Here is a 13411-nt window from a genome sequence, read left to right as displayed (position 1 = left end):
CGCTCACGCGCGCTTCCCCTCGCTCCAATCCTTCCAAAGGTCTTTGAACTGCGCCCAGCTGTAACTCAGCTGCGCGCCCAGCAGACCGGCCGGCTTCAACGCCGAAACCAGGCCGTAAGGCGCGAACTCGCGCCAGCGCGGATCGCCGTGCGCGATCGCCGCGGCCAGCACCTCGCCCGCATGGGTGGTGGGCGCCACACCGTGGCCGCCGAACGCCTGGGCCAGCCACAGGCCGTCCTCGACCTGACCGATCTGCGGCATCTGATGGCGCGCATAGCTCATCAGGCCGGACCAGGCCTGCTCGACGCGCACGCCCTCCAGTTGCGGAAACACCTTGAGCAGGTCGCGCCGCAGCAGGCGTTCCACCGCCGCCGGCGAACGGTCCAGCACCGAGATGCGCCCGCCCCACAGCAGGCGCGTGTCCGGCAGCGGCCGGTAGTAGTCGAACGCGAAACGGGTGTCGTAGACCGCCGCACGCGTGCGCAGGGCTTCGTCCAGGCGCGCGCCCAGAGGCTCGGTGACCATGACGTAGGTCGCGATCGGCATCACGCCCGCGTCCACGCGCGCGCTCAGGCCAGCCAGGTAGCCGCCGCAGGCCAGCACGACCTGACGCGCGGCGATCTCGCCTTGCGGCGTGGTCACCCGCCAAAGCGCGCCCTCGCGGCGCAGCGCGGTCGCCGGGGTGCGCTCGTGCACGGCGACGCCGGCGCGCTCGGCCAGCGAGGCCAGCCCGTGCGCGTATTTGAGCGGATGGAAATGGAAGGCTTGCGGTTCGAACAGGCCGTCGTGGTAACGCTGGCTGCGCACCAGAGCGCGCAGATCCTCCTGCGCCAGCCAGCGCCAGTCGGCGCCGTAGCGCTCGGCCAGCAGGCGCTGGCGCGAGCGCAGCACTTCGGGGTCGCGGAACCAGTTGGCCCAGATCACCCCGGCCTCGACCGCGTCGCACTCCAAGCCGTGGCGATGGATGCGCGAACGAATCAGCTCGACCGCGTCGGTGGTGCCGGCGTAGAGGGCGCGCGCGCGTTCGGGGCCGAGCTCGCGCAGCAGCGCGTCCTCGCCGCGCGAATAGCCGCCGAACACGAAACCGCCGTTGCGGCCCGAGGCGCCATGGCCCAGGGTCTGGGCCTCGATCAGGGCGACGCCGGCGACGCCGCGTTCGGCCAGACCCAGCGCGGTGTTGAGCCCGGCGTAGCCGCCGCCGATCACGCAGACCTCGGCTTCAACGCGGCCCTGCACGGCCGCGCGCTCGGCGATGGGCGGCAAGGTGGCGCGGTAGTAGCTGGCGACGGTCATGGGCGGCGGGCGGATCTGGAATACGGCGACGGGGTTTGCTGAAATGCGACGGAGCCAGAGGACGCCAGCGAGAGCGACGCACGGTGCGCGACACGGAAATCCACCCAGCCGACCTAGCCTATCGCAGGCGCAGCCTGCGCATCATCGTCGCGATCGCGCTGGTGTGCGTGGTGGCGCTGTGGCAGCTCGATGCCTGGCTGAGCGAGCTGTTGCGGCAACTGGCCCAGGCCGGCGACAGCGAGCGCACGCGACGCTGGCTGCGTGGCCTGCTGGTGGCGCTGGCGCTGCTGCCTAGCGTGCCCTTGTGGCTGTTGGGGCGCAGCCTGCGGCGGCTGGCCGCGGCCGCGCGCGTCGAACAGCGCTTTCCGCCGCGCGCCTGGCGCACCCTGCGCGACGTACGCGTGTTGCGCGGGCCGGTGGCGCTGCGCTGGACCCGCCGGGTCGGCCGTATGGCCGCGGCGGCGAGCGCGCTGGCCGTGCTGTGCGCGGCCCTGGCGATGGCGACGTTCTGGTACTACCGCTAAACCGGGAGCCAGCACCGAGCCGTGCGAGCCCTTCGGCGACGCCGATGCGGGGCGGGCGCTATTGCCCTGCCCCGACTTGGCGTACATCGTGATGCACCGGGCGCCGCCGAGGTCGTGACCATGCGATGGATCGATGCACTGCGGCAACGCGCAAGCGAACTCAAGCGCGAGATCCATGCGCTCTACCTCGCGGCGCGGCACCCGCTCACTCCGTGGTACGCCCAGCTGCTGGTCGTGGCGATCGTGGCCTATGCGCTCAGCCCCATCGACCTGATTCCGGACTTCATCCCGATCCTGGGCTATCTGGACGATCTGCTTCTGCTTCCGCTAGGCATCGCCTGGGCGATCCGCCTGATTCCGGCGGCCGTCTTGATCGAATGCCGCGCGCGTGCCGCGCAGGCCGCCGGTCCGGAGGGCGGCCTGGCAGGCCGCATTGCGGCCGCTGTGATCGTAGCGCTCTGGATCGGGTTCGCCGCGCTGTGCGCGGTGCTGGCCTATCGGGCGCATCGCGGCACGCCCGATTGAGCCGCGGCCCTGGATACGCCGGGTCGGCAGCATGGCCGCACAGGCGACTGCGCTGGCTGCGTTGCGCGCGGCGATGGCGACAGGACGTTCTGGTACCGCGAGTGAGCAGCAGGAACGTGTAGGTAGCAACGAGTGAAACGGCCGCCGGCCTCCACTCGTCACCAGTTACTTCACACTGGTTACCGCCTCACTCCAGATCCGCCACGCCCAGCTCGGCCAAGGCGTTCTGCATCAGCTGGCGCGCCGAATCGCTGAGCACTTCGTGGTCCAGGGCGAAGCGGATCGTCGCTTCGATCAGGCCCAGGTGGGTGCCGCAGTCGAAGCGCGTGCCCTGGAAGCGGTAGGCGTTGACGGTTTCCTCTTCCAGCAGCGCCGCGATCGCGTCGGTGAGCTGGATTTCGCCGCCGGCGCCGGGCGTGGTGTTCTCCAGCAGGGAGAAGATGCGCGGGTTGAGCACGTAGCGGCCGACCACGGCCAGGTTGCTGGGCGCGACCTCGGGCGAAGGCTTCTCGACGATGGCGCGGATGCGGCCCTGGCGCGCGGCGAAGCTGTCGGTGGCGACGATGCCGTAGCTGCCGGTCTGCTCGCGAGGCACGTCCTGCACCGCGATCACGCTGGCACCGGAGGTTTCGGCGGCGTCGGCCATCTGGCGCAGCGCGCCCGGCCCACGGTTCCAGATCAGATCGTCCGGCAGCACCACCGCGAACGGCTCGTCGCCGACCACGGGCTTGGCGCACAGCACCGCATGGCCCAGGCCCAGGGCCTCGGCCTGGGTCACGAACACCGCACGCACGCCCTCGGGCAGCACGTTGCGCACCAGCTCCAACAGCTCCAGCTTGCCGCTGCGCTCGAGCTTCTGCTCCAGCTCGTAGGCTTTGTCGAAGTAGTCGGCGACCGCGTGCTTGTAGCGGTTGGTGACGAAGATCAGGGTGTCGCAGCCGGCCTCGATGGCTTCGTCGACGGCGTACTGGATCAGGGGCCGATCGACGATCGGCAGCATTTCCTTGGGGACGGTCTTGGTCGCGGGCAGGAACCGGGTCCCCAGCCCTGCGACCGGGAACACGGCTTTGCGGATACGAGCGGCCATCAAACCTTCCTGGCGTTGCGTGCGGGGAACGCCACCACGGTGGCGGATTCGACATAGTCCGGATGCTCGCCGACCGGCGCGAACTCGGGCACGGCCATGCGCAGCAGCTGGTTGAGCAGTTCGCGGTCGTAGCGCGCCGAGGCTTCGCGCAGCTGCGCGATCGCCGACTCGATCGCGTGGGCGGAGACGTCGCGCGGCTCGGCCTGCAGGATCTTGGGATGCTGGGTCGGGCGATAGCGCTCGTCGGCGTGGAACAGGGTCTCGTGCAGCTTCTCGCCCGGACGCAGGCCGGTGTAGATGATCGCGATGTCGCGGCCCGGCTGCTTGCCGGCCAGACGGATCATCTGTTCGGCGAGCAGGCGGATCGGCACCGGCTCGCCCATGTCGAGGGTGTAGATCGCCTCGTGCGTACCGATCGCCGAGGCCTGCAGGATCAGCTGACAGGCTTCGGGGATGGTCATGAAGAAGCGCGTGACCTCCGGATCGGTGACCGTGACCGGGCCGCCGCTGCGGATCTGTTCGCGGAACAGCGGCACCACGCTGCCGGCCGAGTCGAGCACGTTGCCGAAGCGCACGGTCACGAAACGGGTCGAGCGCTGGTCGGCCAGCGACTGGCAGGTCATCTCGGCCAGGCGCTTGGTCGCGCCGAGCACGTTGACCGGATCGACCGCCTTGTCGGTGGAGATCAGCACGAAGGTGCCGACACCGGCTTCGCGGCAGGCCTTGGCCACGGTCGCGGTGGCCAGCACGTTATTGCGCACCGCCTCGCGCAGCTGCGCTTCCAGCAGCGGCACCTGCTTGTAGGCGGCGGCGTGGAAGACCGCATCGGGTTCGGACTGGCCGAGCGCGAACGCGATCACCGCCGGATCGCCGCAGTCGCCCAGGATCGGGATGTATTCCAGATCGGGGAAGTCGCGGCGCAGCGCGGCCTCGGTCTGGGTCAGCGCAAGCTCGTCGATTTCGATCAGGGCGATGCGGCGTGCGCCGTGGCGCGCGCACTGGCGGCACAGCTCCGAGCCGATCGAGCCGCCGGCGCCGGTCACCAATACCGAACGCGCGCCCAACCAGCCGCGGATCGCCTTCCAATCCGGCAGCACCGGCTTGCGCCCGAGCAGATCCTCGATCGCGACCTCTTTCAATTCGCCCGGCAGCGAACGGCCTTCCAGCACGTCCTGCAGGCGCGGCACCATCCGGAACGGCAGGCCGGTGCGTTCGCAGGCGATCACCACGCGCTGCAGCGCGTTGGCGTCGGCCGACGGCATCGCGATCACCAGCAGCTTGGCCGCGGTTTCGCGCGCGATCTCGGCCACTTCGGGCACGCGTCCCAGCACCGGCACGCCCTGCACCTTGCTGCCGCGCAGGCGCGCGGCGTCGTCGAGGAAACCGACGGGTTCGTAGGTGCCGAAGCGGCGCAGATCGCGCACCAGCGCTTCGCCGGCGCGGCCGGCGCCGAGAATGAGGATGCGCACCGAAGCGGTGTTGGCGCGCTCGACGCGGCTGTCCTTCCACGCGCGGTACAACAGACGCGGCGCGCCCAGCATGCCCACCAGCACCACCGGGTACAGCACCAGCACCGTGCGCGGCATGGTGGTGTCGAGGCGGTTGTAGAGGAACAGCACCAGCACGATCGCGAACAGGCCGAGCATGCAGGCCTTGAAGATGTTCCAAAGATCGGGGACGCCGGCGAAGCGCCACAGGCCGCGATACAGACCGACCTGCCAGAACACCAGGCCCTGGGCGACCATCACCAACGCGATCTCGGTCGACCACAGCGGCAGCGGAACGGGTGCGGGGATGATGCCGAAACGCAAACGGTACAGGGCCTGCCAGACCAACCACACCATCGCGAGATCGTGCGCGACTACCGCCATACGCGGCAGTGCACCTTTAAGACGATCGCGCCATGAGCTCATTCCATGCCCCTATACCTTAGCCGGGAGAATTCAACGCCGGCTCGGAGCCGGCGCGCTGTAACCACCACCATAAAAAAGCGCCGGACATATACCACGCCGCAACCGTACACAACATGAAAGCCATTCTCGTTTGCAGCAGGACTGGGAGCGCCAGCACAGCTGCGAGGGTGTGCATGGCGTAGGCGATGGTGACTTTGGTGTGCCCTATCCTCCTGGCCCAGACTTGATATGCGTGCTGAGAATGTGCCGTCCACCACGCTTCTCTACGCAGCATGCGGCGCAACAGTGTCAAGCCCGCGTCGATAAGGAACGCCGACAGCGGCATCAGGACGACCGCTGATCGGCTGCCCAGCACGGTCGCGGCCAGTACCATCAGCCCGGCCAGGGCATAACCCAGCGCCCCGCTGCCCACGTCGCCCATGAAAATCCGGGCCTTGGGGAAGTTGAAGGGCAGGAAACCGAGGCAGGCGGCGGCCAGGGCCAAGCCCAGCCACAGTCCCGGCGCGCCTGCGAGCCAGCCCAGGGCGACGGCGATCAGGGCAGCCTGGCTGGCGGCCAGGCCGTTGATGCCGTCCATGAAGTTGCAAACGTTGGTCAGCGCCAGCGCGGCCACGAACGCGCCCAGGGCCAGCCAGGGCGCGTCCAGCACGTGCCAGACCGCGTAGGCCAGCACTGCCGCGGCCACCGCGTGCACCGCCAGCCGCAGCGAGGCCGACAGCGGGCGGTGGTCGTCGATCAGCCCGACCCCGGCGACCAGGGCCAGGCCCAGGCCGAACGCGGCCAGCAAGGGGGCCTGCCCGGGCAGGCGCACGGCCAGGGCCAGGGTGGCGACCAGCAAGGCGATCACCAGGGCGATGCCGCCGCCGCGCGGGGTCGCCACGACGTGGCTGCGACGTTCGCCGGGCTGGTCGATCAGTTCGTTGCGCAGCGCGTAGCGGCGCGCCAGCCAGGTGCCGACCGCTCCGATCAGCAGGTGGATGAGCAGCCAACTCGCCATGGGATCAGACCACCGCGTAGTTCAGCAGCGGCTTGACCGTTCCCCACTCCTTGCAGCTGGGGCATTGCCAATGGTGGCTGCGCGCGCCGAAGCCGCAGCGGTTGCAGCGGTAGCTGGGGTTGCGCACCAGCAACTGGTCGGTGATGTGCTTGAGGTCGTGCAGGGTCGCCAGCGGATCGGCGCCCTCGGCCAGGGTCAGGTCGATCAGGGCGGCTTCGCCGCGCACCGAGGGCCGGTCCTTGAGCTGGCGCGCGAGGTAGCTGCGCGCGGCCGGCACGCCGTCCTCGGCCTCGACCATACGGGTCAGGGCCAGCACCGGCGCGATGCCGCGGTAGTGCTCGCACATCTCGGCCAGGAAGGCGCGCGCGCCGGTCGGATCGCCGTCGCGTTCGTAGCAGCTCAGCAGCGCGGGCAGCACTTCGGGCAGATAGTCGGGATCGGCGCGGGCGACGCGCTCGAAGGCGCGGATCGCAGCGGCGTCGTTGCCGGCCTCGACTTCGATGCGGCCTTCGAGCATGCCGGCGCGCACGGAGTTTGCGTCGGCCTCGTAGGCGCGCTTGACCGCGCCGCGCGCGGCTTCGACGTCGCCGGCGGCGCGGTGGCGGTCGGCCAGTTCGCATTCGAACTGCGCGATCAGCTTGCCCATGGGCTCGCCGGTGGCGGCCTCGTAGCGGCTCGCGTTCTCGATCGCCTTGTCCCAATCGCGTTCGGACTGGTAGATGCCGATCAGGTGGCGCAGCGCCAGCGGCGCCATGTCCAGCGCGACCAGGTCGCTGAAGACGGTCTCGGCGCGGTCGAGCAGGCCCGAGCGCATGTAGTCCTCGCCCAGCGCCAGCAACGCCTGGACCTTCTGCTGGTCGCTCAGGCCGGGGCGCTGCACCAGCGCCTGGTGCAGGCGGATCGCGCGGTCGACTTCGCCGCGGCGCCGGAACAGGTGGCCCAGCGCGACCTGGGTCTCGAAGGTGTCCTTATCGAGCTCGGCGATGTGCAGGAAGATCTCGATGGCCTTGTCGGGCTGCTCGTTGAGCAGGTAGTTCAGGCCGCGGAAATAGGTGGTCGACAGATGGCTGACCTGGTTGTCGCTGTGACGTTCGCCGCCGCGACGGCCGATCACCCAGCCGCTGACGGCGGCGATCGGCAGCAGCAGGAAAAACCAGAACCACTCGCTGATGAATTCCATGCGTCAGGTCTCGCGCGGGGTGGCGACGGCGCGCTCGGCGCGCGCCAGACGGCGGCGCAGTGGCAGCACCAGGCTGGCGGTGATCGCCAGGCCGCCGGCGAGCACGCCGATCAGCAGCGACACGATCAGGGCCACGCCCAAGGTGGTCGGAAAGGTGCCGAAGCCCAGGTCGATGGGCACGATCTGGCGATTGAGCGCGCCGACGGTGGCGCCGGCCGCAAGGCAGACGAAGGCGATGAGGAAACGGATCAGGCGCATGGGGGATGGGTCCAACGTCCGCGATGTCGCTCTAGCTTAAGGCCAGAAGTGAGCGGAGAGGAGTAAGTGGCGAGACAGAGCGGCAGCGGGCACCGGGGCCAGCCAAACGAAATCAACAGGCGAGCGGCGAGCGGGCGCGGTCGCCCTACTCTCTCTACTCACTCCTCCAAGCTCGTTTCTCGCTCTTAGGCGTCGTCGTCCAGCGGCGCCACGCCGCTGACGCGTTCGCGCAGTTCCTTGCCGGGCTTGAAATGCGGGACATGCTTGCCGGGCAATGCCACCGACTCGCCGGTCTTGGGGTTGCGGCCCAGGCGCGGCGGACGGAAGTGCAAGGAGAAGCTGCCGAAGCCGCGGATCTCGATGCGTTCGCCCACCGACAGCGCGCCGCCCATCATTTCGAGCAAGGCCTTCACCGCCAGATCCACGTCGTCGCCCTTCAGGTGGGCCTGACGCTGCGAAAGGATCTCGATGAGTTCGGACTTGGTCATGGGCGCTGCGCAAGCTCTGTACTGGGATGTCGGGACGGTGCCGAGACGACGGCGCCGCGACGGTGCCACAAATCGAAGGCGACCCGGCTCGGCCGGGCCGCCTCCGCGGTACTGCGGCGACGCCGATCCGGTTGCCCGGAACGGCGCGCCTCGACGCTGGTATTACTCGGACTTGTTGCCGCTCAGCTGCTCGCGCAGCAGCGCGCCCAGCTTGGTGGTGCCGCTGGAGGCATCCGAAGCCGAACGGTTGTAGTCGGCCAGGGCCTCCTGCTGCTCGGCTTCGTCCTTGGCCTTGATCGACAGCTGCATGGAACGGCCCTTGCGGTCCGTGCCGACGATCTTGGCTTCGACTTCCTGACCGACCTTGAGGTACTGGCTGGCGTCCTCGACGCGCTCCTTGGCGATGTCGCGCGCGGCGACGTAGCCTTCGATGCCGTCGGCGAGTTCGATCGTGGCGCCCTTGGCGTCGACTTCCTTCACCACGCCCTTGACGATCGAGCCCTTGGCGTTGGAAGCGACGTACTGACCCATCGGGTCCTGCTCCAGCTGCTTGACGCCCAGGCTGATGCGCTCGCGCTCCGGATCCACGGCCAGGACGACGGCTTCGAGCGTGTCGCCCTTCTTGTAGTTGCGGACCACGTCTTCGCCGGTGGTGTTCCAGCTGATGTCGGACAGGTGGACCAGGCCGTCGATGCCGCCGTCCAGGCCGATGAAGATGCCGAAGTCGGTGATCGACTTGATCTGGCCTTCGACCTTGTCGCCCTTCTTGTGGATGGCCGCGAAGGTCTCCCACGGGTTCGAGGTGACCTGCTTCATGCCCAGCGAGATACGACGACGCTCTTCATCGACGTCCAGCACCATGACCTGAACTTCGTCGCCGACCTGCACGATCTTGGACGGGTTGACGTTCTTGTTGGTCCAATCCATTTCGGAGACGTGGACCAGGCCTTCGACGCCCGGCTCGATCTCGACGAACGCGCCGTAATCGGTGACGTTGCTGACCTTGCCGAACACGCGGGTGTCGGCCGGGTAGCGGCGCGCGATGTTGTCCCACGGATCCTCGCCCAGCTGCTTGAGGCCGAGGCTGACGCGGTTGCGCTCGCGGTCGTACTTGAGCACGCGGACGTCCAGCTCCTGGCCGACTTCCACGACTTCCGACGGGTGACGCACGCGCTTCCACGCCATGTCGGTGATGTGCAGCAGGCCATCGATGCCGCCGAGGTCGACGAACGCACCGTAATCGGTGAGGTTCTTGACGACGCCCTTCAGGATCGCGCCTTCCTGCAGCTTCTCCATCAGCTGCTCGCGCTCGACGCTGTACTCGCTCTCGACCACCGCACGGCGGGAGACGACGATGTTATTGCGCTTGCGATCGAGCTTGATGAGCTTGAACTCGAGTTCCTTGCCTTCCAGGTAGGCGGAGTCGCGCACGGGGCGCACGTCCACCAGCGAACCCGGCAGGAAGCCGCGGACATCCTTGATGTCGACGGTGAAACCACCCTTGACCTTGCCGCTGATGCGGCCGGTGATGGTTTCGTTCTTTTCGAGCGCCTCTTCGAGCTCGTCCCACACCATCGCGCGCTTGGCCTTCTCGCGGGACAGCACGGTTTCGCCGAAGCCGTTCTCGATCGAGTCGAGGGCGACCTTGACTTCGTCGCCAACGGCAACGTCGATCTCGCCGGCGTCGTTACGGAACTGTTCGATCGGCACGATGCCTTCGGACTTCAGGCCGGCGTTGATCACCACGACGTCGCCGCGGACTTCCACGACTACGCCGACGACGATAGCGCCCGGCTTCAGCTTGGCCAGGTATTGCTGGCTAGATTCGAACAGCTCGGCAAATGATTCGGTCATTGGTTGATTTACTCGGTTGAACACACGGGCCGCACCGGCTGGCATCGTCGCTGTCGTAGCGACGCAAGCAGCACGTGGTCGACCCACCCGTTATGTGGCGCGATGGTCTGCACCATGTGTCGTTGTGGATCCCGTCGCGGATGCGACGGGGCTGGTTTTTGTTGCGTACTGCCGCGTTCGATCCGCGTTTGCGGAAACGTCAGCGCGCCGGCAACAAGGCCAGCACGCGTTCGACCACCTGCGCGATGCCCAGGCCGGTGGTGTCGATGCGCACGGCGTCGTCGGCCGGGCGCAGCGGTGCCACCGCTCGCTGTGCATCGCGGGCGTCGCGGGCGAGAATCTCCCGCAGCAGACCGTCTAAAGTAACGGAAACCCCTTTGTCTTTCAACTGCTTATAGCGCCTTTCCGCCCTTTCGTCGGCGCTGGCGGTCAGGAACACCTTGTAGGGGGCGTCCGGGAAGATCACCGTGCCCATGTCGCGGCCGTCGGCGACCAGGCCCGGCGGCTGGCGGAAGGCGCGCTGGCGGTCCTTGAGGGCGGCCCGGACCTCGGGGATGGCGGCGATGGCCGAGGCGGCCGCGCCGGCGGTCTCGGTGCGCAGTTCGTCGGTGGCGTCCTGGTCGTTGACCAGCACCCGCAGCTCGCCGCGCTCGTCGTCGCGGAAGCCGATCCGGGTGTCGAAGGCGCAGCGGACCAGGGCGGCCGGGTCGGCCAGGTCGAGGTCGGCCCAGCCGGCGGCCACGCCGACCGCGCGGTAGAGGGCGCCGGAATCCAGGTAATGCCAGCCCAGGGCCTGGGCGACCAGGCGGCTGATGGTGCCTTTGCCGGAACCGGAGGGACCGTCGATGGTGAGGACGGGGATACTGCTGTCGTGAGGGGTCGTCATGCCGGCTATTATGCAAGGACGCCGCCCCTTCCCTGTTCATCGCGGCGGCGGAAACCGCCCCGATCCGGGCGCGCGCCAGGGCCCGATTCGGCCCGGCTGCAATTTATTTCGCGCAAACACTTGATCGTAGTGGGATTTACCCGCTATGATCGCGGGCTGTCTATTCCAATCCTGTTGCCGAGGTCTGTCATGAAGGTCCTGTCCTCCCTGAAGTCGGCGAAGGCCCGTCACCGCGACTGCAAAGTCGTTCGCCGCCGTGGCAAGGTCTTCGTGATCTGCAAGTCGAACCCGCGTTTCAAGGCGCGTCAGCGCTAAGAAGCCCGTTCGCGGCGTTCGCGCCTCGAACCGCTCGACTGGAAGGCCGCCGCGAGGCGGCCTTTCTGCGTTGCGCGCCGGCGCCCTCGCCGGCCCGGCCGAATCGCGAAAACGTGACGGCCGCGTGCTGCCGTGGCATCGGGGCTTGTGCGTACAATCTCGCGTCCTCCAGCGAGGTTGCACCCATGACGTCCCGCACCGCTCCTGCCGTACTCGCGCTTGCCGCCCTGCTGCTCCTGTCCACCGCCGCCTCCGCCGACACCCTGCTGATCGAGCGCGTGTCCGAAGAGAACAAGGCGGCCATGCCCGTCCGCGGCCAGACCATGGCCCAGGTCGAGGCCCGCTACGGCGCCCCGGCCGAACGCCTGGACCCGCGCGGCGGCCAGAAGCGCCAGTGGCCCACCATCAACCGTTGGGTCTACCCGGCGTTCACCGTGTACTTCGAGAAGAACAAGGTGGTCGACGTGGTCGCCAACAAGGCCGACGCGCAAGAGATCGGGCCCAAGCCGCCCGTGCGCTGAGCCGCCGAACGAGACCGTGTTTTGACCGAGCAAGCATTGCGCTTCCCCGCGGAGTGGGAACCCCAGTCCGCGGTCCTGATCGCCTGGCCGAACGCCGACACCGACTGGGCCGATCGCCTGGGCGAGGTTGAAGAGACCTACATCGCCCTGGTCGCGGCGATCACCCGCTTCCAGCCGGCGATCGTCTGTGTCGCCGACGACGACGTGCAGGCCTATGCGCGCGCGCGCCTGTCCTCGGCCCGTATCGACATGGACCGGGTGCGCTTCGTCGAAGCGCCTTACGACGACACCTGGCTGCGCGACTCCGGCCCGATCAGCCTGCGCGCCGGCGACGGCTTCCGCCTGCTCGATTTCCGCTTCACCGGCTGGGGCGGCAAGTTCGACGCCAGCCAGGACGATCTGCTGGTCGAGCGCCTGCACGACTTGGGAATATTCTCGAAGAGTGATCGCCAAAGCATTGATTTTGCTTTGGAAGGCGGCGCCATCGAAACCGACGGCGCGGGCAGCCTGCTGAGCACCTGGCAGTGCCTGCACGAGCGTCATCCGGACGCCAGCCGCGAAGAGATCACCGCCAAGCTGGCCGACTGGCTGCGCCAGGACCGCGTGCTGTGGCTGGACCACGGCTACCTCGAGGGCGATGACACCGACGCCCATATCGACACCCTGGCCCGCTTCGCCGGCCCGGACGCGATCGTCTACCAGGGCTGCGACGACCGGAGCGACTCGCACTACGCCGAACTGCAGGCCATGGCCGCCGAGCTGGCCGCGCTGCGCACCCGCGACGGTGAGCCCTATCGCCTGTTCGCGCTGCCGTGGGCGCAGCCGATCATCGACGAAAACCGAAGGCTGGCGGCCAGTTACGCCAACTTCCTCATCGTCAACGGAGCCGTGCTGATGCCGGCCTACGGCGATGCCGCCGACGCCGACGCCCAGGCGGTGCTGGCCCAGGCCTTCCCCGACCGCGAGATCGTGGCGGTGCCCTGCCGCCCGCTGATCTGGCAGAACGGCAGCCTGCACTGCATCACCATGCAGCTGCCGGCCGGGCTGGTCTAAGCGATTCCGGCAGCCGGCGCCGCGGAATGCGTCACCTCGCGCCGGCCTTCCTGGAGTCGACCCTGAGACGGGGTGCGACGCTGGAACAGTTCATGGGCGGCAGCGTCGGCCCACTCGGCGAACGATCGGTGCGCTGGATCGAGTTGTGCCCGACAAAGGCCGGGATCGAAGTCCGCGAGTATCACGCCGCCGATGTCGGCGGATCGCTCAGCGAAACATCTCTGGACCTCTACGCGCTGTGCGATCTGCACGACCTTTACGAGGCACAGCCTGAGCCGACGATGGTCGCGGACGAGCCGGCGCAGGCCTTGGCCTATGCGCACTCCGTGCTGCGGGCCCAGCCTTTACGCTGGGTCAATCAGGGCGTATCGCAAGACGAGTTGCTGGATTTCCTGCGTGCGGGGCGTCCGGCCCTCTGGCCGCCCGAGGCGGCCCAGCAATAGCGACCGCTACTCGGGCTGTCGCAGACCCGCAAGCCTTACAATGCCAGGCTACGCCGCCGCTCGGGCTTGCCGGG

15 protein-coding genes are annotated in these 13411 nt (G+C 68.4%); 6 read left to right on the top strand and 9 right to left on the bottom strand.

Annotated features, from left to right (window positions below):
• Positions 1-3: 3 nt before the first annotated feature.
• A complete protein-coding gene (locus BMZ45_RS11825; protein ID WP_091636673.1) occupies positions 4-1293 on the bottom strand; it encodes an NAD(P)/FAD-dependent oxidoreductase in 1290 nt (429 codons plus the stop codon).
• Between the two features lie 83 nt (positions 1294-1376).
• On the opposite strand from BMZ45_RS11825, the gene BMZ45_RS11820 reads away from it, so the two are divergent.
• Together BMZ45_RS11820 and BMZ45_RS11815 are read left to right on the top strand one after the other, a co-directional pair.
• Positions 1377-1817 (top strand): hypothetical protein, encoded by a 441-nt coding sequence (locus BMZ45_RS11820; RefSeq protein WP_091636670.1) that lies wholly within the window; start codon positions 1377-1379, stop codon positions 1815-1817.
• Between the two features lie 120 nt (positions 1818-1937).
• Entirely contained in the window at positions 1938-2342 is a 405-nt protein-coding gene (locus BMZ45_RS11815; protein ID WP_091636668.1) for a YkvA family protein, read from the top strand.
• 187 nt (positions 2343-2529) lie between these two features.
• Here BMZ45_RS11815 and galU read toward each other — a convergent pair whose 3' ends face one another.
• The 8 genes from galU to cmk form a co-directional block, all read right to left on the bottom strand.
• Complete coding sequence (gene galU, locus BMZ45_RS11810) at positions 2530-3429, bottom strand: UTP--glucose-1-phosphate uridylyltransferase GalU (RefSeq protein ID WP_091636665.1); 900 nt, start codon at positions 3427-3429, stop codon at positions 2530-2532.
• Positions 3429-5342, bottom strand: a complete 1914-nt coding sequence (locus BMZ45_RS11805; protein ID WP_091636662.1) for a polysaccharide biosynthesis protein — start codon at positions 5340-5342, stop codon at positions 3429-3431. The genes galU and BMZ45_RS11805 overlap by 1 nt, the downstream gene beginning before the upstream one ends.
• Positions 5343-5358: 16 nt before the next feature.
• Entirely contained in the window at positions 5359-6339 is a 981-nt protein-coding gene (locus BMZ45_RS11800; protein WP_091636659.1) for a hypothetical protein, read from the bottom strand.
• 4 nt (positions 6340-6343) lie between these two features.
• Entirely contained in the window at positions 6344-7519 is a 1176-nt protein-coding gene (gene lapB / locus BMZ45_RS11795) for a lipopolysaccharide assembly protein LapB (protein ID WP_091636657.1), read from the bottom strand.
• A 3-nt stretch (positions 7520-7522) separates the two neighbouring features.
• Positions 7523-7777 (bottom strand): lipopolysaccharide assembly protein LapA domain-containing protein, encoded by a 255-nt coding sequence (locus BMZ45_RS11790; protein WP_091636654.1) that lies wholly within the window; start codon positions 7775-7777, stop codon positions 7523-7525.
• A gap of 185 nt (positions 7778-7962) precedes the next feature.
• Positions 7963-8265: an integration host factor subunit beta gene (locus tag BMZ45_RS11785; RefSeq protein ID WP_091636652.1), complete on the bottom strand. Its 303-nt coding sequence runs from the start codon at positions 8263-8265 to the stop codon at positions 7963-7965.
• A 162-nt stretch (positions 8266-8427) separates the two neighbouring features.
• Entirely contained in the window at positions 8428-10119 is a 1692-nt protein-coding gene (gene rpsA / locus BMZ45_RS11780) for a 30S ribosomal protein S1 (RefSeq protein ID WP_056174620.1), read from the bottom strand.
• Positions 10120-10318: 199 nt separating this feature from the next.
• Entirely contained in the window at positions 10319-11005 is a 687-nt protein-coding gene (gene cmk, locus BMZ45_RS11775; RefSeq protein WP_091636650.1) for a (d)CMP kinase, read from the bottom strand.
• 189 nt (positions 11006-11194) lie between these two features.
• On the opposite strand from cmk, the gene ykgO reads away from it, so the two are divergent.
• The 4 genes from ykgO to BMZ45_RS11755 all read left to right on the top strand — a co-directional run bounded on the left by ykgO (position 11195) and on the right by BMZ45_RS11755 (position 13337).
• Entirely contained in the window at positions 11195-11320 is a 126-nt protein-coding gene (gene ykgO / locus BMZ45_RS11770) for a type B 50S ribosomal protein L36 (protein WP_010342887.1), read from the top strand.
• 185 nt (positions 11321-11505) lie between these two features.
• On the top strand, positions 11506-11841 hold the full coding sequence (locus BMZ45_RS11765; RefSeq protein WP_056174615.1) for a hypothetical protein: 336 nt from the start codon (positions 11506-11508) through the stop codon (positions 11839-11841).
• 21 nt (positions 11842-11862) lie between these two features.
• Positions 11863-12894 (top strand): agmatine deiminase family protein, encoded by a 1032-nt coding sequence (locus tag BMZ45_RS11760; protein ID WP_091636647.1) that lies wholly within the window; start codon positions 11863-11865, stop codon positions 12892-12894.
• A gap of 26 nt (positions 12895-12920) precedes the next feature.
• On the top strand, positions 12921-13337 hold the full coding sequence (locus tag BMZ45_RS11755) for a hypothetical protein (protein WP_056174610.1): 417 nt from the start codon (positions 12921-12923) through the stop codon (positions 13335-13337).
• Positions 13338-13411: the final 74 nt, after the last annotated feature.

This window comes from Lysobacter sp. cf310, from assembly GCF_900114355.1.
Taxonomy (GTDB): domain Bacteria; phylum Pseudomonadota; class Gammaproteobacteria; order Xanthomonadales; family Xanthomonadaceae; genus Lysobacter.
This window is presented reverse-complemented; position numbering and strand designations above follow the sequence as displayed.

What these genes read in the sequence shown, in the direction of transcription:
- BMZ45_RS11825 (WP_091636673.1), bottom strand. Translation starts at nt 1,293, where the DNA reads ATGACCGTCGCCAGCTACTACCGCGCCACCTTGCCGCCCATCGCCGAG.
- BMZ45_RS11800 (WP_091636659.1), bottom strand. Translation starts at nt 6,339, where the DNA reads ATGGCGAGTTGGCTGCTCATCCACCTGCTGATCGGAGCGGTCGGCACC.
- cmk (WP_091636650.1), bottom strand. Translation starts at nt 11,005, where the DNA reads ATGACGACCCCTCACGACAGCAGTATCCCCGTCCTCACCATCGACGGT.
- rpsA (WP_056174620.1), bottom strand. Translation starts at nt 10,119, where the DNA reads ATGACCGAATCATTTGCCGAGCTGTTCGAATCTAGCCAGCAATACCTG.
- lapB (WP_091636657.1), bottom strand. Translation starts at nt 7,519, where the DNA reads ATGGAATTCATCAGCGAGTGGTTCTGGTTTTTCCTGCTGCTGCCGATC.
- BMZ45_RS11785 (WP_091636652.1), bottom strand. Translation starts at nt 8,265, where the DNA reads ATGACCAAGTCCGAACTCATCGAGATCCTTTCGCAGCGTCAGGCCCAC.
- BMZ45_RS11755 (WP_056174610.1), top strand. Translation starts at nt 12,921, where the DNA reads ATGCGTCACCTCGCGCCGGCCTTCCTGGAGTCGACCCTGAGACGGGGT.
- BMZ45_RS11765 (WP_056174615.1), top strand. Translation starts at nt 11,506, where the DNA reads ATGACGTCCCGCACCGCTCCTGCCGTACTCGCGCTTGCCGCCCTGCTG.
- BMZ45_RS11790 (WP_091636654.1), bottom strand. Translation starts at nt 7,777, where the DNA reads ATGCGCCTGATCCGTTTCCTCATCGCCTTCGTCTGCCTTGCGGCCGGC.
- BMZ45_RS11815 (WP_091636668.1), top strand. Translation starts at nt 1,938, where the DNA reads ATGCGATGGATCGATGCACTGCGGCAACGCGCAAGCGAACTCAAGCGC.
- BMZ45_RS11805 (WP_091636662.1), bottom strand. Translation starts at nt 5,342, where the DNA reads ATGAGCTCATGGCGCGATCGTCTTAAAGGTGCACTGCCGCGTATGGCG.
- galU (WP_091636665.1), bottom strand. Translation starts at nt 3,429, where the DNA reads ATGGCCGCTCGTATCCGCAAAGCCGTGTTCCCGGTCGCAGGGCTGGGG.
- ykgO (WP_010342887.1), top strand. Translation starts at nt 11,195, where the DNA reads ATGAAGGTCCTGTCCTCCCTGAAGTCGGCGAAGGCCCGTCACCGCGAC.